Raw genomic sequence first — 21,758 nt, 5'->3', positions numbered from 1 at the left:
AATTTTTGAGTGCGTCAAAAGGCTATGAGTTTACTTAACTAAGGCCAAATCAGGACGTAACTGAGCGGCGCGGCGCAAATAGGTATGGCGTAATGCATTCTGAGGCAAAGGGGTGTTGAGGTGGATGAGCACTCGAATGCAGTGATCAAGACTACCCTTAACCTGCATCTGCTGCACGTCTAGCAGAGGAACTTGCTCCCAGCCTGGACGACGACGCGCCACCGCTGCTGGAAATATCGCATCCAAGTCGGGCGTTGCGGAAAAGGTGACACTGACGATTTCAGCTGGGTCTAACAGATTGTTTGTTTCCAAGGCGTCCAATAACTCATCTACAGCAGCAGCGATTGCTTCTTTTGTATTTTGTCCGACTGTCGTTGCACCTCGCAATCCGCGCACTCGCCATTGAATTGGTGTCGCTAATATGCCAGTCTGTTGGTATGTATGTGCTGGAAAAGTGAGGTTATCCATAATTGATTTGATTTTTTCTGAAGCTAATCTTTTACTTTGGAGGCATTATCCTCAAGTCAGAAAATGACTTACAGCGCTTCTGATCTGAATGAAGTACTAATTTATCTGTGTGCATCTGTGTGCATCTGTGGTTCATTATTTCTTTGTGTACCTCACCCAATTGCAAACCGCTGTATTTCACTTTCAAAGAATTGGCGGTGTTGTTCAAGATACTCGTCTTCTAACTCTGAGAAACAGCAGAGGAAGATAACTGACAAGAAAAATCAAGGCGCTGTAGCTAAACAAATTACTGTAGGTTAGAGCGGTTGCTTGCTGCTGCAATATGTCTGATGAGGCTACAGCAGCTTTCTGTTGGGCACTCACAGTCAGATTGGACAAATGGAATGCTTGCAGGCGTTGGAGCATGATTGTCAGCCCAGCAATGCCAATACTACCTCCTAACTGATGGATGAGGTTGTACAGACCAGAAGCAGAGGCTTTTTTCTCGTTGCTAATACTGCCTAGAGTCGCTGAAGATACGGGCACAAACACTAATCCCAAACCAAGCCCTCGCCATATCTGCGGCCAAACGAGATCCCAGTAGCCCGATTGTGCAGTTAAATGGCTGAATTGCCAAGTTGCGCTACTACAAAGAGCAATTCCTATCCCCATTGGAATACGGGGATCTAGGCGATCAGCCAGCAGACCTGCTAGCGGCATCATCGCAGCCATTGCCACTGTTCCTGGCACCAGAGTCATACCCATTTGAAACGAGTCGTAACGCAGGATTTGACTCATAAACAAAGGCAAGATAAACAATATCCCAAACAGGGCAAAGCCAATCAAAGCCCCGATCAGGGTGCCTGATACAAAAGTCAGATTTCCAAATACTGATAAATCGATAATCGGAAAGCGAGTGACCAACTCCCGCCTTACCAGATACGCGATCGCCACAACCCCAACGACTAATAGGATAATGATCAGCTTAGACTCAAACCAATTCAGTCGCTGACCAATTTCCAAAGCATATTGCAAACTAGATAAACCAATAATGAGGGCAATAAGACCAGGCCAATCAAACTTACCTTGGGGTTTATTTAAGTAAGGCGGATTGACAATAAATAGAAACGCCATCACTGCAGCAATGATGCCAATTGGGACATTAATAAAGAAGATTGAGCGCCAACCGACTGTCTCTGTTAAATAGCCTCCTAAGACAGGGCCAATGGTCGGACCTAGGAGTAACACTAGACCAAAAATGCCCATAGCTTTGCCGTGTTCTTCTTTTGGAAAAGTTTCCAACAAAATAGCCTGAGCACTAGGCACAAGAGCGCCTCCACCCAATCCCTGAAGAATACGAAAGAACACAAGAACTGGGAAACTCCAAGCCAGCCCACATAACAAAGAGGAAACGGTAAAAAGAATGATCACTGCTGTATAAAACTGTTTGCGACCCCACAAGGCATTAAGATAGCCATTTAGGGGCATGACAATCACAGTGCTGATGATATAAAAAGTTATTATCGAACCAATTTCATCAATTGACGCTCCTAAACTCGTTTGAATTTGAGGAATTGCAACGTTAACAATACTGACGTCAATCATTGCAATTAAGCTGGCGAGCAGGATAGTTGCTGTGACCAGCCACTTATTAACGGGTGGTTGTACAATAGGCGCTCCATCTTGAGGAGATACAACAGAGGATTTATGTTTCCGGCGTTGAAAAAATTTGTCTCGCAGCATAAGTTCTAAGAAATACTTGCTAAAAAAAGGGTTAGTCTTCAACTCAACTTGATGAGTGTATTGTGTTAATGACTTTTAGTATGTTTGGGTTGAAAATGTGAGATGATCTATATGAATGTGGCAATTAGGTCTTCTGTTTTGTTTTTTTACACAGAAATTGCCATTTGTATAAAACACAATTATTGATAATTTCGGGAAGTAAAAAAATCTGATTAAGCACCTCTGAAGCGTTGTTTAGATAACTAGGTGCTACAGCCGCAAATCAAGCGAATATTTGGATTTGTGCGAAGTATAACTGGACTTATACAAGTGTTAATTTTTTTGATTTTATGTGCATCTCAGTGGTTTAACAATCCACTCATAGCTACAACTTAAAGTAGGCGTTTTCCTGATTTACTCGCCAAATATTTTTTTTGATAAAACTGAGATGCACTCTGAAGATCAACCAGTGTAAAAACTAAAAAATTCTATGCAATCTGAACCGGGTTCGATGTTCCCCAACTCAGCATCAGTTTTACACGGATAGTGTTTGTCGGCGCTGGCGACGACGGAGGATGAAGCAAGTACCCACGCCTACTCCTAACAATGCAGACACCGATGCTGGCTCAGGAATTTTCTCAATCCGGGTTGTCACAGTTCCTGTAAAAGCTGTTTCGCCTATACTATTAGGAAAGTCCGCATTTGGGTAGATACTGACTGTTGCCGTAGTGGGGACAGACGTCGGTAGGTCTCTTGACTCCTCGAAGGTCCCTGTTGGGTAACTAAAATAACTCAACAATGCGTACTCAGAGTCCCGTTGAGAAGCACGCACCTCCAAAAGAAAATCGTCAGTTTCTGGTGCTGTAATACCATTGCCCTGACGGACTAAAAAAACAATTGCATTAGCAGTTGTACCCTGGAAAACACCTTCATCGCCCAAGTCAATTTTGTACTCTTGAACTGCGTCATAATATACGGTAGAGGTAGGTGAGTCCTCAGTACCCTCAGTGGAGTCGTCGTAGATAAAGTACCCACTTGCTCCATCACCCTCAAAGCTGTATTTGAACAGGGCAGCTTGAGCAGGATCTGTAGCAAAAGTTCCCAATGTAAGAAATGCAACAGCGCTGGTAACAGCAGCCAGTGATAATTTGTTCAACAGAGCCATTAAAGTTATCTCTAATTAAAGATTGTTTGCAAATACAGTGACTGAGTTTTGGGAGATCGAGTGTGTTTGTCGGCGCTGGCGACGACGCAGGATAAACCAAGCCCCCACTCCCAACAATGCTACCGACGATGTTGACTCAGGAACCTTCTCAACTCGGGTTTGCACAGTTCCATCAAACAGTGACGCGCCCCTATCTGTAGCCAGCGCATTTGGTCTGACATCAACTCTTGCAGTACTTGGGACACTAGTCGGTAGCTCGGTAGACCCGCCTAATGAATCCTTTGGGTAATAAAAATCTGCCAAGAAAGTGTACTCGGACTCTGGCTCTCGGTCAGAACCTTTAATTTCTAATTCAAAAATGTCAGATTCATTTTCAGGGGGTATATTAGAATCCAAATCCGAGCGCGCAAAAAAGACATTAGCATCACCAGTGCTTCCTTGGAAAACGCCCTTCTCGCCTAAGTCAACTTTGTATTCAACAACCGCGCCAGGATAGAGGTCACTGTTTGGTGTCGAGTCATATTGCGGGTCTGGGGTGGTTTCGGTTTCATAGATAAAGTAACCATTCACTCCCTCACCCTCGAAGCTGTATTTAAACAAAGCAGCTTGAGCGGGATCTGTACCAAAGCTTCCTAATGCCAGAAATGCGGCGGCGCTAGTAACAGCAGCCATTGATAATTTGTGCAACAGAGCCATTTGATTTTATGGATACAAAAGATTGATTTTTGGACAAAAATTGGGAAAAAGTACTAATTATCCCAACGTTTTTGAGATTATCTCAGTTTAGAGCAAGCTAATCAATCCTTTAGAGCCTTTAGAGGTATGACTTGTTTACTCTGACGACAGAAGATAAATAAAGCACCCCCCATGACTAACAATGCCAACGATGATGCTGGCTCAGGAATCTTCTCTAGCCGGGTTGTCACTGTTCCGCTAAACGTGGAGTATCCTGTTGTCACAGGAAAATCCCAATATGGATAAGCTTTTAGTGTTGCTGTGCTAGGAACACTCGTTGGTAAATCACCTTCAGATGACAAGGTTCCCTCAGGGTAACTAAAGCGAACTGACAAGCCATATTGCCCACCACGAAGAGCCTTAGGTATAAACAGGATAAAGTCGTCTACATTGGTGCCCTCGTAGCCAGAACTTTCAGGGCGTGAAAGATAGACAACATTTCTTGCCTCATTAGTTTCATCTGTCTGCGAGCCTTTCTGACCCTGCTCAGTGATTTGCCCTTCGCTCCCATCAATACTTACAGAATACTCTACTACTGAAGCATAATACTCCCATGACAGTTCAGTACTGGGTTGACCTTCGGGTATGATCTTCTCGGTTGTGTCATCAAAGATAAAGTATCCACTAGCTCCCTCACCCTCAAAGCTGAACTTAAATAGGGCAGCTTGAGCAGGAGTAGCTGCAACCATTCCTACAGCAAATGCTGCAATGCTAGCACTAGCAACAAGCGAAACTTTCTGCAATAGACCCATTTAGGTTATCTCCACACAGATTATTTGTTAACAATGGTCATCAACACTGCTTGCTGATCTCTGGTTTGCTGTTTTGAATTGCGATTCAACACAGAACCAGCAGAAAAAAACACTAATCTAAACAGATCCAAAGTAAGCGGAAGGCTTGAGTGTAACAACGGCATCACGCCGAGTCAGTCAACTTAATAATACGCTAATGGAGTAAGAGTTATCACAATACTTGCAACTATTAATTATTTTGTCACCATTTTTAATTAAAAAAATCTCAAAACCTAAGTATTTGCTAGTTTTATTAAATCAAGAGACGGAACAGCAGTGAGAGCGAAGCATTATGGAAAATAAGGACTTTTAATAGTGACCTTAGACCCAACACTCCGCTCTTAACACTTCGTTCTCAGTGGAAAATAGTACGCTTTATGAGTGCAAGTCTCTAAAAAAATTCAAAAGACTTCACAAACAATCTTTTAGGCTAGTGCAGAGACTTATTTGGTCAATGCCATGTCCGCTTCTTGTTGGGCATAGTACTTCTCATCCAAGACTGTATCTAGCGTTAGTGCTGCGGCGTCATCTTCGCTGACCGAGACTAATCTCAGATTGGTTTGGGTTTTCAGACGCAAACCGTCAAAATCAGGTAAGTATCCGAACACCCCTCTCCAGAGCTGCAGGAACACTGCTTGATGCTTTGGATCTAATTCGCCGGAAAGTTTGGCTGTACCTTCCAACTCTTCGGCAACCATCAGTCGAACGCCTTCTTCAGCTTTGGTCAAGAGTTCCACCATATGCTCTGACACCAACTGACGCATTTGGGGTTCAACTTTCTGTAGATCTTCTACTTCAGCAATAAAGCGCCTTGGTCCAGCTGAGGGATCTGCATCCATGTCCATATCCTCGGGGTTGCCGGTAATATGATAGAAGGACGATACAAAGACCAACAAGGTCAAGTAGTGAAATCGCAAGGTTTTGTCATAGAAAGAATATGCCTGCTCTTGTGTGACTTCATTTCTGAGCACGCTTCCTATAGAGGCTGCAGACAACATACCGCCAAAGAATGCCAGATGTACTCCAGTGGAGAGCAGTGGATCGAGAAAACATGCGGCATCTCCTAACATGAAGTAGCCAGGACCAGCGAACTTGTCGGCAACGTAAGAGTAGTCTTGCTCAACCTTGATTGGTGATGCTAATTCCGCCGTCTTTACCAAATCGCTGACATACGGGCAGTCAGCAATCCCCGCCGCGTAAATTCCTTCCAGACTTGCTTGAGATTTTCTTTGTTTGTAAATTTCCTTGTTCAGCACCAAACCCGTGCTGAGAGTGTCGTCACTGAGGGGAATTGCCCAAATCCAACCAGATCCATCCTCTGTACGGGCGCTGACTGTGCCATTTTCAGGCCAGATTTTCGAGAAGTCTACATTCTTCCAATATCCCCAAATCGCTATGTTCTGGAATTCTTTGTGATAGCGTCGGTTTTGCAAGTATTGTGTTGACATCAGACCAGATCGACCTGATGCATCAATCAGAAAGTCGAACGCAATCTCCCCAGAACTGCCATTCATGCCTCCAGAAGACCAAGTGGCGCTGATTGGTCGCTCTCCATCAAAAGATAGCTTGCGAATCTCGATGCCATCGAAGACTTTAACTCCTTGTTCGCTGGCATGTTCCAAAAGTAGCTTGTCAAACCTACCACGACGAACCTGGAAGGTATATTTATTGAGCAGCCTTTGAAATTCGATTCCCCATTGCCGAGGTCCCCAGACAAAGTAGGCTCCCTCTTTTTGCTGGCATCCATAGGATTCTACCTTGTCGCGGATACCTAGTAGTTCAAATATTTCTAGAGCTGAGGGTAACAGAGATTCGCCGATGTGATAGCGAGGGGTTATTTCCTTCTCTACTAAAGTGACATCAAAACCTTGGCGAGCAAGGAGAGTAGCAGCAGTAGATCCACCAGGTCCTCCACCGACAACTAGTACTTGTGTGGATTTGGGTAGTGTGGACATTTTTATTTTCCTTGATTAAATGTGTTTTTGTAAAAATCTTTTCCAAATAGACCTCAGTTTTAGTTACGCTGTTTGGCAAATTTCACAGCCATTGCCGAAGTCTTGTGTGAGGATTTGTTCGTTCCCAAGCAGTCGCTTGAAAGCGAGTTTTGACTAGGTGGTAAGCGTACCACTGCCTCTGTTGTCTTCATAGACAAACTCCTTTGAAATAATATGTTTATCTTTAAAGAGATGTTTAGGAGAAAAATCTGCGGTGGAAATACACGTAACTGGTAAGAAATGCTAATTGCTAATTCTTTTAATAATTAGCAATTAGCAATTAGCTCTCAGCAGCCTTAGGGACGAACGAGAACCCTATCCTCCTGTAGGGAAAAACTGAGTGGAGGAGCAGGGGCAGGTCCGAGTGCAACATCGCCCCAACGCATCACGCTGGCACCAGCATTAGATGACGAACCCATTGTGTAAACAAGAACTAGGTCGTTTTCCCGAATTTTGCCAGCGTCTGCGGCGTGGTAGAGATTAGCAACAGGGAATGTAGGTCCAATGTTGGCATACAAGGGGTTGATGTTGATCGTGCGCTCTGGATCAATGCCTAGTGCGCGTGTACAAACCTTTGAATACCAAGCACTGGGTGTATTGAAAACAAAAAAGTCGATTTGATCCAAGCTGAGATCAGCAGCGGCGATCGCACCATGACAGCACAGACGAATGAACTTCACAGTCGTCTCGTTGAACATCTTGCTTGCGCCTTTGCCGCCCCGAATGAACATCTTGACGTTGCCTTGTTCATCGGTTGTGAATTCATTAAAGAAGGCACCACAAGTGGCAGCTGTATTGGCAATCTTGGTACCGAGAATTCCTTGGTTCGGTTTGAGTGTACCAACGACAAATGCACCTGCACCATCACCCGATAAAAACGCGAGCGTATCATTCTCGTCGGTATAGCGAGAGTAAGTCGTCGAGACAACCACCAGCACATTCCGGTATTGTCCTGTTTGCACCAACGCACAAGCACTCTGGAGCGAAACCAATACCGAAGTACATGTTGACTCTATATTCCATGCTGCACCTTGCAGTCCCAGTTTCCCGGCGAGAAAGGCTGCATTGCCTGGTGTGACTTGCTCAGGAAACAGGGAAGTCACGAGCAAAAGATCGATGTCGTCGGGGGAAAGCTTTGCTGCCTCAAGAGCATCGATAGCTGCACGATACTCCAGCGACAGTGAGGTTTCATCGGGAGCTACGACTCTGCGCTCAACTGTACCACGGAAGGGGTCTGACATATACGGCGCAACTTCTTGCGACCAGATATCGTCGTCGTTATTGGCTGAGGCGTTGTCAGGTACAAACAGCTTTGCCAAAGTTTTTTGTTCAGCCCGAGCAACCAAATCTGGGTAATTCTCTCGGTAGTAATCGTTGGTGCGGATGATGCTGGGAAAGCTAACTGAAATTGCGCGAATACCTACTGGATTTAATATCATTTTTGATCTCCTTTTGATTCTATTGCTCCTTGCTTAATCAGACTGCGAATACGGCCTCCAATGGGTGCAGCTTGAGTTGAGTCAATGCTTACATCAACAACAAATGGAACGGTTGATAACAGTGCTTTCTCTAACGCTGCTTCCAAGTCAGACTCCGTGTTAACACGGATGCCATCTGCTCCCATGGCTTTTGCCATTAAGGCAAAATCCGTATTCGGTATTTCTGTATCCACACCTTTGAACCCTTGCAACGCCATTCCTTGGGCGCACATGTTGTAGCGTCCGTCGTTGAGGACAATCCAGACTGTTGGAATCTCAAATCTCACAGCTGTGCTGATTTCGTTGTTCATCAGCATTGCCCCGTCCCCAACAATGGCGACAGCTTTGCCATATCGACCCAAACTGGCACCGACTACCCCGGTGACGGCATGACCCATAGCTCCGACGCCCGTACTGATCCGGTAACGACCTGGTTGGGTAAATCGCAGTAGATTTGTTGCCCAAGCAAAGGAGTTACCTGCTTCAGCCATGATGATTGCATCACTTCCTTCAACAATCACCCGTTGAATTGCATTCATCAGGACATCGGGTCGCACTAAACCATTTATGCGTGGAGCATTCGCATAGCCTTCGGGACGAGGCAGCATTGAGGTGGGAGACCAATTCAGGCGCTCTGGGAGGTGCTTCAACAGCATCTTCAGAAACACTTTGACTTCGGAGTGGATAGAGAACGTCTGTGCTGATGGATATGCCACTCCTGGAACCTCTGGGTCGATATCCACATGCACAAACCCATCGGCGGGAACCATTTGCGGACTCCAAAATGAAGTTGGTTCACCTAAGCGTGTTCCTAACACTAGCAGACGCTGCGGACGTTGCTCCTGCATATATGTCAGGACAGATAAATGCCCACTAAAGCCTGTAACGCCGACATACTGGGGATGATTTTCGGGGAAGATGCCCTTACCGCGCGGCGATGTCATGACCGCTACCCCTGTTTTTTCAGCCAATTCGAGAATCTCCTGTGCTGCGTGCCTCGCACCAAAGCCAACCCAGATTCCAAAGGATTCTTCTGAAAGTAACCGTACACATTCGGCGATCGCTTCCTCACTAGCAACCGGCAGGGCATGAGAAAACCCTGGCTCTGGTAATGGTGCCTTCAATGGTGTTGTTTGAACCGGGGTGGGGATACTAATATGAACCACGAAGCCCCCTGGTTGTGCTAAACCTTGGGCAAGTCTACGAGCAATTTCTGGAAGTTGATCCGCAGACTCTAGGATAGTGGCGTAATTGAACAGTGGACCTGGGGTAAAAATACCTGATAGGGGCATTGTGTGGGCGCTAGTTTCCTGACAAGCCCACCGACCACGATTCCCCGCTGGAGTTATCGCCGACACAAGAATGACCTTCGCACCTTCCCCGCGTGCAGCAAAAAGCCCGGTGATGGCGTTCGTGATGCCAGGACCTGTCGTGGTGAACACCACAACGGGGCGACCACTTGCAAAATACGTCTCGGTTGCTGCAAAGGCTGCTCCTGATTCATGCCGAAAGTGAAGCAGTTGGATGTTGCTACGGTTCAACGCCGCCCAAAATGGGCCGATGCCGCCTCCTGAGATACCAAATGCACAATGGACTCCCGCATCTTCGAGGATCTTGACTACAGCCTCTCCAACTGTCACCTGGGTTGATTCTGAATCAACAGGTTGTTCATTAGGTGATGGTGGCGAAAAAATAGAAGAGCCACCTGAAGTTTCATGTGAAATGTGATTAGGTTGAAACCCAGCTTTTCTTTCTAATTGCTGAGATGGATTAGTGGTTTTGGTGATTGATTCAGTGCTCATGATTGCAATATTCTCTGCTTCCAGCGAATTGATTATTTAAGGATTTCCTGCTCCTTTTAAGGAGATTGCCAATAATATTCTTATCAGTTTTTTATTGGCTAATTATTAGGAACAGTCTGTTTGATTGAAGTTTGTTCTTGACTATGTATTGTTCAATAATTATATTTATTCAACAATACACTTAGTCAGTGTGACGCAGCCATTTCCTCTCTTAGTTAGCATTTTATTTTTTTACTAATCTATGGCTGTTTAAACGCGTATTTATGCTTGAACAAAACTTACTTCTTACTGTTGACTAAGCTGAGAATCATCACCAATACACTTTGCATTAATCTCAGTTGTGCCTGGTGTAATACTCTTACTTTATCAATTTGATACATTTTAGTCAACTCTACTTAACCTTTTTTTAGCCTTCGTAATGACTTTATTTAAGTAAACATTCAATTTTTAACATTAGCAAAAATGGAGATTGATTGTTTTCTTAAAACTCGTTTCAGCACTTTACCTGTTGGATTTTTGGGAAGTGAATCCACAAAGTGAATAGCACGGGGAATTTTGTAGTTTGCCATTCTTTCAGAACAGAAATCCATGATTTGTTGTTCTGTCATGGCGTGACCAGCCTTAAGTACAATGTTGGCTTTCACTATCTCGCCTTTAAGCAACTCGGGAACGCCGTAAACTGCACATTCAGCAACTGCTGGATGTTGATAAATGACATTTTCAACTTCTGTTGGATACACCTTAAATCCAGAAACATTGACCATGTCTTTCAAGCGGTCAACAATGTAGAAAAAACCCTGTTCGTCTATCCGACCAATGTCGCCGGTATGGAACCAACCATTTTTAATGACTTCAGCGGTTTCAAATGGGCGATTCCAATAACCAAGCATGACGTTTGGTCCCTTGATCACTATCTCACCCAACTCCCCAGGTTGTACCTGATGGCCATCACCATCAACAATCTTCATTTCCACATTCTCAATTGGCATCCCAATTGAACCGAGCTTATATTTCAAGTCGTGGTTATAACATGCACATGGTGATGTTTCAGTTAGACCATACCCTTCATGAATCACGAGTCCATACTTATCCTGCCAATTTTGTGCGGCTTCAAAAGGCATGGGTGCAGCGGCGCTAAAGTAATAACGCACGCTCTCTAAGCTGTAGACAGAGATATCGGTATTCAGCAATTTGAGGAATACTGTTGGCACCCCAAAGAACATTGTTACCTGATGCGTGTTGATAGCGTAAAGTGCTTGATCAAGGTCAAACCGCCGTTGCAGAATGATAGTAGCACAAACATTTAGTCCAGCATTGAGAATAGCATTTTGACCAAAGCAATGAAATAGTGGTAAGTAAAGTAGTAATCGGTCGTTTGGTTGCATTCCACAACAACGGTTGTGGGAATACATATTGGAAATGACATTACCGTGGGAAAGGGTCGCTCCTTTGGGAAAACCCGTTGTTCCTGATGTGTAAACAATGCTTGCAGGAGCGTGGCGATCCATTTCAACAGCACGAGCTTGCGCGGAAGAACTTTCCATCAGTTGTGTTAAAGTTATTCCTTTGCTTGCTTCACCTTCTGCAATCAAAACGTGTTGCAGTTCAGGTAAGTCGGCAACTGCCACCTGCTCACTTTGTGACTCTGTTGTAATGATTGCTTTGGCAGCACAATCATTGAGAATGTAGCTGACTTCAGCACTTTTAAGCATGACGTTGACTGAGACGACAATAGCACCAATTTTGAGAATGCCAAGATAAGAAATAACGAATTCTGGAATGTTTGGCAAAAACAATGCTACGCGATCGCCTCTTTTGATTCCCAAGCCACGCAAACCATTAGCCACACGATTTGCTAGCCCATCAAGTTGTTTGTAGGTAAAAGTTTTCTCTTCAAATATCAGAGCGATTTTGTCAGGATATAACAGATGACCCCGTTCTATATGATGTGCGATGTTCATAACTAAAAAGACTCTCTTTGCTTAAAGGTGTTTGCCTATTTCGAGGGTTAGTTAATGAGTTAACAATGCATTTTGAGTATCTAGTTGACTGGCGTTATCAAGAGTAGCTCGTGGCTCTAATGTCATTAGAATGCCGTGGCGTGTCTGCAGAGTAAGCAGTGGATTCGGCTCGACTGGGTGTTCAGGCACCAGATTGAGGCGGAAGTGTTGGGATACCATAGCAATAACCAATTGAAGTTCAGTTAAAGCAAAGATATCGCCTAGGCACTGACGAGAGCCGCCACCGAAGGGAAAGTAGGCATAGCGTGGACGACCAACGGAATGTTCCGGCGAGAAGCGCTCAGGATCGAAGCCTTCGGGGTTGTCCCAGAAAGCCGGGAGGCGGTGTGTCACATACGGACTGAGCAAAAGCATAGAGCCAGCTGGAATATGATATCCACCAATCTCGTCATCAGCTAGATTGTTCCGAGCATAGACCCAGGCACCAGGATAAAGCCGCATTGCTTCCTGGACAACCATTTTGGTATATTTCAAGTTGGGGAGATCGTCAACAGTTGGGGTTCGCCCACCGAGTACTGTAGAAAGTTCCACCTGCAATTGACGTTCTACGACTGGATGCTTGGAAAGTAAATACCAGATCCAACTCAGCACGGCACCGGAAGTTTCAAACCCAGCGGAGAAGAGTCCTACTATCTGGTCATGCAGTTGTTGAGCGCTCAAACCTTGACCAGATTCATCTTGAGTACTCAGCAACATTGAGAGTATGTCATTAGGCGCATCATTGCCTTGTAGACGTTGCTGAATGATCCGGTTAGCAATTGAGTTGAGTGTGTTAACTGCTTGTTGAAAGGAGCGATTTTTTGGTGTGGGAAAGCTAATAGGCGGTTTGAAGACAGCCCATAAGCGATCGCTGAGGAACTTGTAGATGGTATTCCAAGCTGGAATGAGGTCAGTGGTATCACCGTTGTCAACATCAATACTCAATGTTGTCTTGAGGAGAATGTTTTGCGTCAGCAAAAGCATCTCGTCATAAATGTCAAGCGTTGTACCAGAACCAAGTTGGCTCCAACGTTCCAGCAACTTAGCAGTGATACCAGTCATATCATTGACCATCCCTCCAATTTGCTGGCGGTGAAAAGTCGGCTGCATCAAGCGACGCTGGCGTCGCCATGAGTCGCCCTCACTAATCACCAAGCCCTCGCCGATGACCAGTTTCATTTCCTGGAAGTTTTCACCTTTTGTGTAGTTCTGGGGATTTTCTTGCAGAACATACTTCACACAGTCCGGGTGAGCGATCAGGTAAAGCTGTTGCGGACCTATTGACCCTAGGTGAACAACATCACCATATTCACGCGCAGCATTGGTTAGGAACTGGAGCGGCTTTGATGCCATTTGCGGAAAGCAGCCAATAATGGGGTAGCCGCGCGGACCAGGGGGGCTTTTGCGGACGCTTGGGGAAGTACTCGGTTTAACCATTGTGCTTTCCTCACTCTACATTTTGTAATGTTAGTTCACGGCTTTTTCGTGGCTCCAATGTCATCGGGAGACCGTGGCGTGACCGCAGTGCGAGCCTCGTATCCATTTCGACCGGATGTCCGGGCACTAGCTTCAGGCGTAAGTGCTGGGACACCATGGCAATAATTAACTGCATTTCAGTTGTGACAAAGACATCGCCCAAACATTGACGTGGTCCACCGCCAAATGGTAGGTAGGATGCCCATGGTCTGCCTGCAGAGCGTTCTGGTGACCAGCGCTCAGGATCGAATTTATCAGGGTTTTCCCAAATAGATGGGAGATGGTGCGTCACAAAAGGACTGAGTACGATCATGGAGCCAGCCGGGATATGATAGCCGCAGATTTCATCGTCGGCGACATTGGTCATGCTTAAGATCCAGACGGCTGGGTAGAGTCGCATCGTTTCCTGAATAACCATTTTGGTATATTTCAGGTTCGGGATGTCTTCGTAGGTTGGGGTACGCCCGCCCAGTACCGTAGCGAGTTCCTCTTGAAGCTTGCTTTCCACATTTGGGTGCTGGGAAAGCATATACCAAACCCAGCCAAGCGAGGTAGCTGATGTATCAAACCCGGCGACAAATAATGCCACTATCTCGTCGCGCACGAGCTCATCGCTTAAGCCCTCACCAGACTCATGGCGCGCATTGATGAGCCACGAGAGTAAGTCGTCATAGTCGTTGCTGCTTTGGCGGCGTTCCCGGATAAGCCGATACACAATCGTGTTGATTGTCTCCACTGCTTGCAGAAACCGAACGTTTTTCGGCGTGGGTACGCTCAAAGGGACTTTGAAAAATGCCCAGATGCGATCAGTGTGGAAACCCAACACAGTATGCCACGCCTGAATGATCTGGGCGGTTTCGCTGCTGTTGGGATCGAGACTCAACAACGCTTTGATGACAATTTTCTGCGACAGTTCTAACATTTCGGCAGCAACATCGATCTGTGTATTTTCAATGCTGCGCCATTGCTCTAGCAATTCCTCGATGACGTTGGTCATGAGGGAGACCATAGCTGCGATCTGCTGGCGGCTATGAAAAGCAGGCTGCAACAAGCGGCGCTGGCGTCGCCAAGCGTCGCCCTCGCTGTTTATCAAGCCGTTGCCCACTAGTAGCGTGAAATCCTTGTCCTTGAAGTTGTCGCCTTTTACGTAGTTATGGAAATTATCGAGGAGGATATGCTTGACACCGTCCGGATGAGTCACTAAGTACAGCTGTTGCGGGCCTATTGGTCCGAGATGGACAACGTCGCCATACTCACGCGCCGCATTGGTTAGGAACTGGAGCGGATTCGACGCCATTTGCGGAAAACAGCCAATAATGGGGTAGCTGCGTGGACCTGAGGGAGTTTTGCGGACGTTTGGGGAGATACTCTGTTTGACCATATAATTAGGTTGAAAATATTAGGTTAAATTAATAATGTTTCTGATACCAACTTGTAATCATTAACAAAAGAACTCAGGAGTCAGAATGGCTATTGGGACGACTGGCGGATAAGTACAGGGGTTTAAATCCCCACAGAATTGATTGATTCAGAATTCTGAATTCTGAATTCTGACTCCTTCTTTAAGTCACGATATCGGCTGGGTGAGTTTGACTGTTGAGAGTTAAGGCATTTATAGTGAACTCTCAACAATCGCACAAGTGAGTTACATATTTGAACGCAACTTGGTATGAGTCAGCGGTGGAGCATTTAAATTGTATTGCCTTGGTAGCATATGAGGAGGTATCCTCTGATTTGCTCCTGTGCAATCATTAAAGGTAAATTAGACCGTTGACGCATGATCGCGTCGGGAGGCTGGAGCAAAGCTCGAGCGGCGTTCCAATGTCATTGAGAGACCATAACGTGCTTGCAGAGTGAGCAGCGGCTTCAGCTCGACTGGATGTCCGGGTACCAGTTTCAGACGGAAGTGTTGAGCCACCATCGCAACCACCAACTGAATTTCAGTCAAGGCAAAGATATCACCTAGGCATTGACGTCGTCCGCCGCCAAACGGGAAGTAGGCATAGCGTGGACGGTTGGCGGAGCGTTCTGGCGAGAAGTGTTCAGGCTCGAACTCTTCAGGATTTTCCCAGAAAGACGGGTGGCGGTGCGTTATGTATGGGCAAAGCATAAGTAAGGATCTTGACGGGATGTGATAGCCAGCGATTTCATCGTCGTCTATATTGCTGCGGCTGTTAAGCCAAGCAACTGGGTAAACCCGCATCCCTTCCTCGACAATCATCTTGGTATACTTTAGATTTGGCAAATCCTCAAATGTTGGGGTTCGCCCACCTAAAACTGTATCTAGTTCCTCGTGTAGCTTTTGTTCTACTTTTGGATGCTGAGAAAGCAAGTACCAGATCCAGCTAAGGGAGGTACCAGATGTCTCAAAACCAGCGGCGAACATTGTCACCATCTCATCACGCAGTTGCTGTTCGCTCATTGTCTCGCCGAGTTCGTCGCGTGCATTTAGCATCATTGCGAGCATATCGTCAACATCGCTGCCGCTTTGCTTCCGTTCCCGAATAATACGGTAAATGTTTGTCTCCACTGTGCGTATTGCTTGCTTGAACCGGAGGTTTTTTGGCGTGGGTAAGTTTACAGGCATTTTGATCAAAGCCCAGGTACGCTCGCTGTTGTAGACAAACACAGTATTCCATGCCTGAATAATCTCAGTGGTTTCTCTGCTACCTTCGACACCCAACAACGCTTTTATGACAATTTTCTGTGTCAAATCCAACATCTGCTCTGGTATATCAAGAGGCGTATTCTCCTCAATGCCGCGCCAGCGCTCCAGCATCTGGGCAATGATCTTGGTCATGTCAGTAATTAGCAATCCGATCCGTTCACGGTGAAAGGCGGGCTGCATCAAGCGACGTTGGCGGCGTGCAAGCTCGCCCTCGCTGTGTACCAAGCCGTTGCCAAATGTGATCGCCACCTCCTGACCTTTGAAGTTTGTGCCTTTTGTGTAGTTCTTGTTATTGTCGACGAAGATGTACTTTAGATCATCCGGGTTGGTGAGCAGGTAAAGCTGTTGAGAACCTATCGCCCCCAAGTGGACAACGTCGCCATACTGACGCGTGACCTCAATCAGAAACTGGAGCGGATTCCGCGCCATTTGTGGGAAGCAGCCAACAATGGGGAGGCCGCGTGGACCTGGGGGAGTTTTGCTGACAACTGGGGAGATGCTCTGTTTAACCATTGTGCTTTTTCTCCTAGTTAATCTAAGGAATCTCTATCACTTCAAGTTCGACAAGATGTCTTTAAGCTCTTGAACAATTAGACCGGACACTCCTGGTAATGTGTTCGTCTAAAGGTTGTTCGTTAGGACTTACACACTGTACAAATGGAACATGGTGTGTATTAAGGAGATTCAGTCGTTTCAGACTTTTGGCGGCTATCTTCAGATGAGCGACGAGCGCTCGTGCATATTGGAAAAATCAAACGTTAATGCCTGAAAATCCCTACGCCATACCTGATTCTTTCTGTCAATGCGTAAGTCCTATTCGTGATCGTTCCGTGGATTAACAACAAGCACTCTTTACTATTCCTGGTTCTTCTGGTTCTTGCCCTTTATACGGTTCTAGTTATTCTTTGGGAATATCTAGCTTCAGTAGTTTGGGCAAGCGACCAAGTAAAGCGGTTAAGAACTGATCGCCCCCAGGTGGATGAGGAATACCTATGACTTCAAGCTCGACAAAATATCGTTCACTGCTTGCACAATTTGCCCACCAGATGCAATATCAGTCGCGATCCGAGCAATATGTTCGTCAAGGGGTTGTTCGTGGTCGTTCCAGATGTATGGACGGTCAGCAGAAGGTGGTACTCCAACGACATCGCGCACAGCCAGATATAAATCTCTGGTTGCAGGCGACAGGGTAGAGCGGGCGTCATAATGGTCAGCAACCACATGAGTGCGTAAATCAACTGCTTGCACCCCAAACATCAAGGCGATCGCCACATATTGTTGAAAGATTTCTACGCTCTTACGCGCTAAATTTGCGGAAGCAAAACCTTGGCTGTTGATGTTTTGGTTGAACTGTTCAGCGTGGGTTGGAAATCTGTCGGCTATGGAATTTCCATAGAAGCCCAACAGTGGCATAATGGAGTTTCCAACTATTTGCAGACCCTTCAAGCCCATGTTGACACTACGCTCTTGGTTACCAACTAAAGATGCTGGCAGTCCGTTGTTGAATTCCGGTGCTACGAGGTAGGCTATTTGGACATCCAAGTGTTTAGCCAATAAGCCAATGTAGTAGCGTAGCTGATCCATTGCCACACCGATGTACTGTCCCAAGAAATTGCCGCCATGATAGCTAGCTTGGTTTTCAACATCAATGAGTGGGTTGTCGGTAACGGAGTTAATTTCTATTTCGATTTGGCTGGCAATCTGCTGTATTCCGTCTAAAATAGGACCCATGTACTGTGGCAGGCAGCGCAATGAATAGCGATCCTGAATTGGATGTTCACCGCGATAGTCGTGAGAACCATCTAACTCTTGGCGAACTAAGCGTGACCCTTCAAGTAAGCTGAGCATTTGGGCTGCCGCCTTTTTCTGCCCAGAATGGGGTTTGAGTTTATGGATGAATGGGTGGAATGATTGATTGGTTCCATTCAAACCTTGGATAGCTAGGGCATGAGCACCTAATGCCAGTGCTAATAAAACTCTGGTGTCGTATACACAGTTGGCAGCGATGCCTGTCATAACTGAGGTGCCATTCATCATCGCCAACCCTTCTTTTGGAAGGAGTTGCAATGGCTCTAAACCCAGCTTGTTCAAGGCTGTTGGCGCGTCTATTTCTTCGCCGTTAAAGTCAACGGTATAGCAGCGATCTAGACCAACCAGCGATCCAGTAATGTATGACAATGGCACGAGATCCCCACTTGCGCCAATAGAGCCTAATTCATACACACAAGGTGTAACACCAGCATTCAGGAATGTTTCCATCCGTTGCAGCAGTTCAAGGCGGATGCCAGATGCACCATACAAGTGGGAGTTAACACGCAAAAGCATGGCAGCGCGGACATCAGCTAAGGGTAGTCTTTGTCCCGCTCCGGCTTTGTGATACCAAATGAGGTTGTTCTGGAGCAACGCTGCATTTTCACGGGGAATGATGACGTTCGCCATGCCGCCAAAGCCACTTGTTACACCGTAAATTGGTTGACCAGATTCTACAGCATTGCGAATGTAGTCACAAGATGCCTGAATACCCTGCATAACATCATGATTATCAGTTATGCATACCTGCGTACCATGACGTGCCACACTGACGACTTCGTCTATTGTCAGGTTTTCGTTGCCAACAACTACGGTTTTGTCTGAATGACTGAGAATGGGTGATGAAAAACGAGAGGTTGTCTTCAAGACTTGGGATGCAGTATTCATTGGAGGTTTAGTTCTAGTTCGTGATAGCTAATTGCAAAGATGATTCACTTGTTCAAACAGTCGAGGAAACTCTAGAAGCCGACTTCGGCATTGCAGTGGCGTTATTGTTTTGAGTCCCACGACCAAAGAATTTACCCAAAGCAGTCAACTCAGGCATTAATTGTTCAAATGCTTCCACCGTCAGAGACTGAGGACCATCTGAAAGCGCCTTCGCCGGGTTGGGATGAACCTCAATCATTAACGAATCTGTACCAGCTGCTATAGCCGCCATTGCCATCGTTGGTACAAACTCTGATTTGCCAGTGGCATGGCTGGGATCAATCATGATGGGCAAGTGAGTCAGGGTTCGCAATACTGGAATCGCAGATATATCAAGGGTATTGCGCGTATACTGTTTGTCAAAGGTGCGAATACCCCGCTCACACAAAATCACATTGGGGTTGCCTGCTGCCAAAATGTACTCAGCTGACATCAACCAATCTTCAATCGTGGCTGCAAGTCCGCGTTTGAGGAGAACTGGCTTACCTACTGCCCCTACTTTCTTCAGGAGCGAGAAATTTTGCATATTGCGCGCACCGATTTGCACCACATCTGCGACAGATGCAACCTTATCGATGTCAGATGTATCCATGACTTCGGTGATAATCCCCAAACCTGTGGCTTCACGAGCTAAAGCTAACAGCGATAGCGCACTCTCACCGTGACCTTGAAAAGCGTAAGGTGAGGTCCGAGGCTTAAAAGCTCCTCCGCGAAGAAACTGCGCTCCGGCTGCTTTTACTGCTAGCGCTGTATCTACAATCATTTCTTCGTTTTCTACGGAACAAGGTCCAGCTACAACGACCACAGCATGATTTTGACCAAAGGTTACAGGTCCATTTGGTGTTGGTACAACGACATCACTTGGTTCACCATAACGAAATTCTAAAGAAGCCCGTTTAAAGGGCTTTTTCACCCGTAGAACTTGCTCAATAAAAGAGCTTAGATTTTGTACTTGTCTTGGGTCAATCTCTGATGTATCGCCGATTAAACCAATCACCACTTTGTGCTGACCAACACATTTTTCTGGGGTTATGTTCCAACGTTGAATTTCTTGGCAGATCCGTTCAATTTCTGCTACAGGAGTACCGGATTTCATGCTAATAATCATTGCTTTTCAATCCTTTTGAAATATTACAAGTAATTGTGTTCTTCACTCAAAAAAATTAACTTTTTTGTCCGAAATCTTGTGATTTATCGTGGTCATTTGAGCGAGTCAATGATATCTTCACTCTACTGACTGTCTATTCCAGACATAATTTGAAACTTTGTGCTTGGACTGGCATATCTATTAATTAATCAGTTGCAGTTAGCCAGTTTTATGCAAGATGTCGCTTTCTTTTTTCATATTCTCCAATTCCAGTGAATCAATAATTTTTTAAGTTGACTATCACTCAGTTTTTAGAGACATTCACGAGTTTAAATGGCTATTGAGAGCGACAACAGAGAGAACTATCAAAAGGTGCATCACACTTAAAAAGTCTAGCAAAACAATTCTAATTTGTCAATATTTTCGGTAAATTTGATTCTTTTTTATTTGTTCTAAGATATTGGATGATTAAGTACAACAAGGTTTAGTTTTTCTGTTCCAAAAACTAAAGATGCATTATATATTGATTGAGCTATTTACAAAATATCTTCAGAACTCAATAGCTACCATCAACTCCCATAATGAACTTTCTTTGGGAAGAATGGAAAGATAGGACGCCGCAAATAAACATAAGTATTCGTGGCTCATAGCTAATGGTAAAAACACATGAGCATCTCCTATTAGAAACTCTATTAATCGCGTCTGTAAGAGTATTAAAGACCGGAACTTAAAAGCAGAGTAAGCCTATCTTAAGGCTGAGATGCGAAAGGTTGCAGTTATCAATCAGTTTACTATGTTTAGTATGCGGGAACAATAGACTATCTGTTGATGGAACTAACTCTTTTGTCGCTGTTGTTTGTATAAGTTAGGTGCAACTTTCTCCAAGCTTGAGGCGTTGTCCCGTGATGCCTTCTAAATTGGCGGAAGAAATGAACTATAGATTTATAACCCACCTTAGCAGCAATATCTTCAACTCTATGATCAGTTTCCAAAAGTAAGGAACGTGCTGCTGCCATCCGACGCTCGATAATCCAGCTTTGCACAGTTTGTCCTGTTTGACGTCGCACTAAATTAGTGAGGTAACTCGGAGAATAACCAATAGCACTAGCCACGTCATTGAGGGTAAGCGATTGATGATAATTCTCTTCAATGAGGTGGAAGACCTGTCTCAACTGAGGGGCAGACGGAAAGATCAACTGAGGGTCAGCCGCTGTCTTAATGCCAGCTTCCGGTGGTTCTAGAATTTGCTGGAAGTGTGCAGAGTAAGACTTTTGGCGAGTGGCTTGTCTTTCCAAGCAGGCGGAGATCGCACTGAGTAATTCCTCTACCGTACAGGGTTTAGTCAGATAATCATCTGCTCCCAGTTCCATGCCTTTGCGGATGTCAGCCCGAGTCCCTTTAGCAGTGACAAAAATAAAGGGGATAATCGCTGTGGCTGAGTTTTGACGCAACGTGGTCAGGAGACTGTAACCATTGAGTTTTGCCATGATAATTTCGCTGATTATCAAATCGGGTAACTCTTCCTGTGCTCGCTGGATACCAATCAGACCATTTTCCGCACCTATAGTGTAGAAACCTGCAGCTTTGAGCCATTCTAGAAAAAGTTGTCGGGTTTGGACCCTATCTTCAATCACTAGAATTTTTTTCATTGTCTCCT

Annotated in this window: 16 protein-coding genes; all 16 read right to left on the bottom strand. The window is 45.5% G+C overall.

What is annotated here, in order from left to right; translation table 11 throughout:
• Positions 1-30: 30 nt before the first annotated feature.
• The 16 genes from aroH to MAS10914_RS0120195 all read right to left on the bottom strand — a co-directional run bounded on the left by aroH (position 31) and on the right by MAS10914_RS0120195 (position 21,750).
• A complete protein-coding gene (gene aroH, locus MAS10914_RS0120270; RefSeq protein ID WP_017317777.1) occupies positions 31-468 on the bottom strand; it encodes a chorismate mutase in 438 nt (145 codons plus the stop codon).
• Positions 469-672: 204 nt separating this feature from the next.
• A complete protein-coding gene (locus MAS10914_RS0120265; protein WP_017317776.1) occupies positions 673-2,190 on the bottom strand; it encodes a DHA2 family efflux MFS transporter permease subunit in 1,518 nt (505 codons plus the stop codon).
• Between the two features lie 514 nt (positions 2,191-2,704).
• Positions 2,705-3,334 (bottom strand): PEP-CTERM sorting domain-containing protein, encoded by a 630-nt coding sequence (locus MAS10914_RS0120260; RefSeq protein ID WP_017317775.1) that lies wholly within the window; start codon positions 3,332-3,334, stop codon positions 2,705-2,707.
• Positions 3,335-3,349: 15 nt separating this feature from the next.
• Entirely contained in the window at positions 3,350-4,030 is a 681-nt protein-coding gene (locus MAS10914_RS0120255; protein WP_017317774.1) for a PEP-CTERM sorting domain-containing protein, read from the bottom strand.
• A 101-nt stretch (positions 4,031-4,131) separates the two neighbouring features.
• A complete protein-coding gene (locus tag MAS10914_RS0120250; protein ID WP_017317773.1) occupies positions 4,132-4,821 on the bottom strand; it encodes a hypothetical protein in 690 nt (229 codons plus the stop codon).
• A gap of 482 nt (positions 4,822-5,303) precedes the next feature.
• Entirely contained in the window at positions 5,304-6,815 is a 1,512-nt protein-coding gene (locus MAS10914_RS30640; RefSeq protein ID WP_017317771.1) for an NAD(P)/FAD-dependent oxidoreductase, read from the bottom strand.
• A 59-nt stretch (positions 6,816-6,874) separates the two neighbouring features.
• Positions 6,875-7,006, bottom strand: coding sequence for a hypothetical protein (locus MAS10914_RS36280; RefSeq protein WP_269635069.1), 132 nt, complete (start codon positions 7,004-7,006; stop codon positions 6,875-6,877).
• A gap of 144 nt (positions 7,007-7,150) precedes the next feature.
• The gene (locus MAS10914_RS0120235) at positions 7,151-8,293 is read right to left on the bottom strand and encodes a 3-oxoacyl-ACP synthase III family protein (RefSeq protein ID WP_017317770.1); all 1,143 of its coding nucleotides are present in this window, start codon (positions 8,291-8,293) and stop codon (positions 7,151-7,153) included.
• Positions 8,290-10,134: a ScyA-related TPP-binding enzyme gene (locus MAS10914_RS0120230; RefSeq protein WP_017317769.1), complete on the bottom strand. Its 1,845-nt coding sequence runs from the start codon at positions 10,132-10,134 to the stop codon at positions 8,290-8,292. Before MAS10914_RS0120230 ends, MAS10914_RS0120235 begins: the two co-directional genes overlap by 4 nt.
• A gap of 440 nt (positions 10,135-10,574) precedes the next feature.
• Positions 10,575-12,095 carry a class I adenylate-forming enzyme family protein gene (locus MAS10914_RS0120225; protein ID WP_017317768.1) on the bottom strand — a complete coding sequence of 507 codons (1,521 nt, stop codon included), beginning with the start codon at positions 12,093-12,095 and terminating at the stop codon, positions 10,575-10,577.
• A gap of 51 nt (positions 12,096-12,146) precedes the next feature.
• The gene (locus MAS10914_RS30635) at positions 12,147-13,571 is read right to left on the bottom strand and encodes a cytochrome P450 (protein WP_017317767.1); all 1,425 of its coding nucleotides are present in this window, start codon (positions 13,569-13,571) and stop codon (positions 12,147-12,149) included.
• 10 nt (positions 13,572-13,581) lie between these two features.
• Positions 13,582-14,991: a cytochrome P450 gene (locus MAS10914_RS30630; RefSeq protein ID WP_017317766.1), complete on the bottom strand. Its 1,410-nt coding sequence runs from the start codon at positions 14,989-14,991 to the stop codon at positions 13,582-13,584.
• A gap of 381 nt (positions 14,992-15,372) precedes the next feature.
• The gene (locus tag MAS10914_RS30625) at positions 15,373-16,791 is read right to left on the bottom strand and encodes a cytochrome P450 (RefSeq protein WP_017317765.1); all 1,419 of its coding nucleotides are present in this window, start codon (positions 16,789-16,791) and stop codon (positions 15,373-15,375) included.
• Positions 16,792-17,268: 477 nt separating this feature from the next.
• Positions 17,269-18,975 (bottom strand): HAL/PAL/TAL family ammonia-lyase, encoded by a 1,707-nt coding sequence (locus MAS10914_RS0120205; protein WP_017317764.1) that lies wholly within the window; start codon positions 18,973-18,975, stop codon positions 17,269-17,271.
• Between the two features lie 52 nt (positions 18,976-19,027).
• On the bottom strand, positions 19,028-20,122 hold the full coding sequence (gene aroF, locus MAS10914_RS0120200; protein WP_026082692.1) for a 3-deoxy-7-phosphoheptulonate synthase: 1,095 nt from the start codon (positions 20,120-20,122) through the stop codon (positions 19,028-19,030).
• A 797-nt stretch (positions 20,123-20,919) separates the two neighbouring features.
• On the bottom strand, positions 20,920-21,750 hold the full coding sequence (locus tag MAS10914_RS0120195; RefSeq protein ID WP_017317762.1) for a response regulator transcription factor: 831 nt from the start codon (positions 21,748-21,750) through the stop codon (positions 20,920-20,922).
• Positions 21,751-21,758 lie beyond the last annotated feature (8 nt).

This window comes from Mastigocladopsis repens PCC 10914 (assembly GCF_000315565.1).
Classification (GTDB): Bacteria; Cyanobacteriota; Cyanobacteriia; order Cyanobacteriales; family Nostocaceae; genus Mastigocladopsis; species Mastigocladopsis repens.
This window is presented reverse-complemented; position numbering and strand designations above follow the sequence as displayed.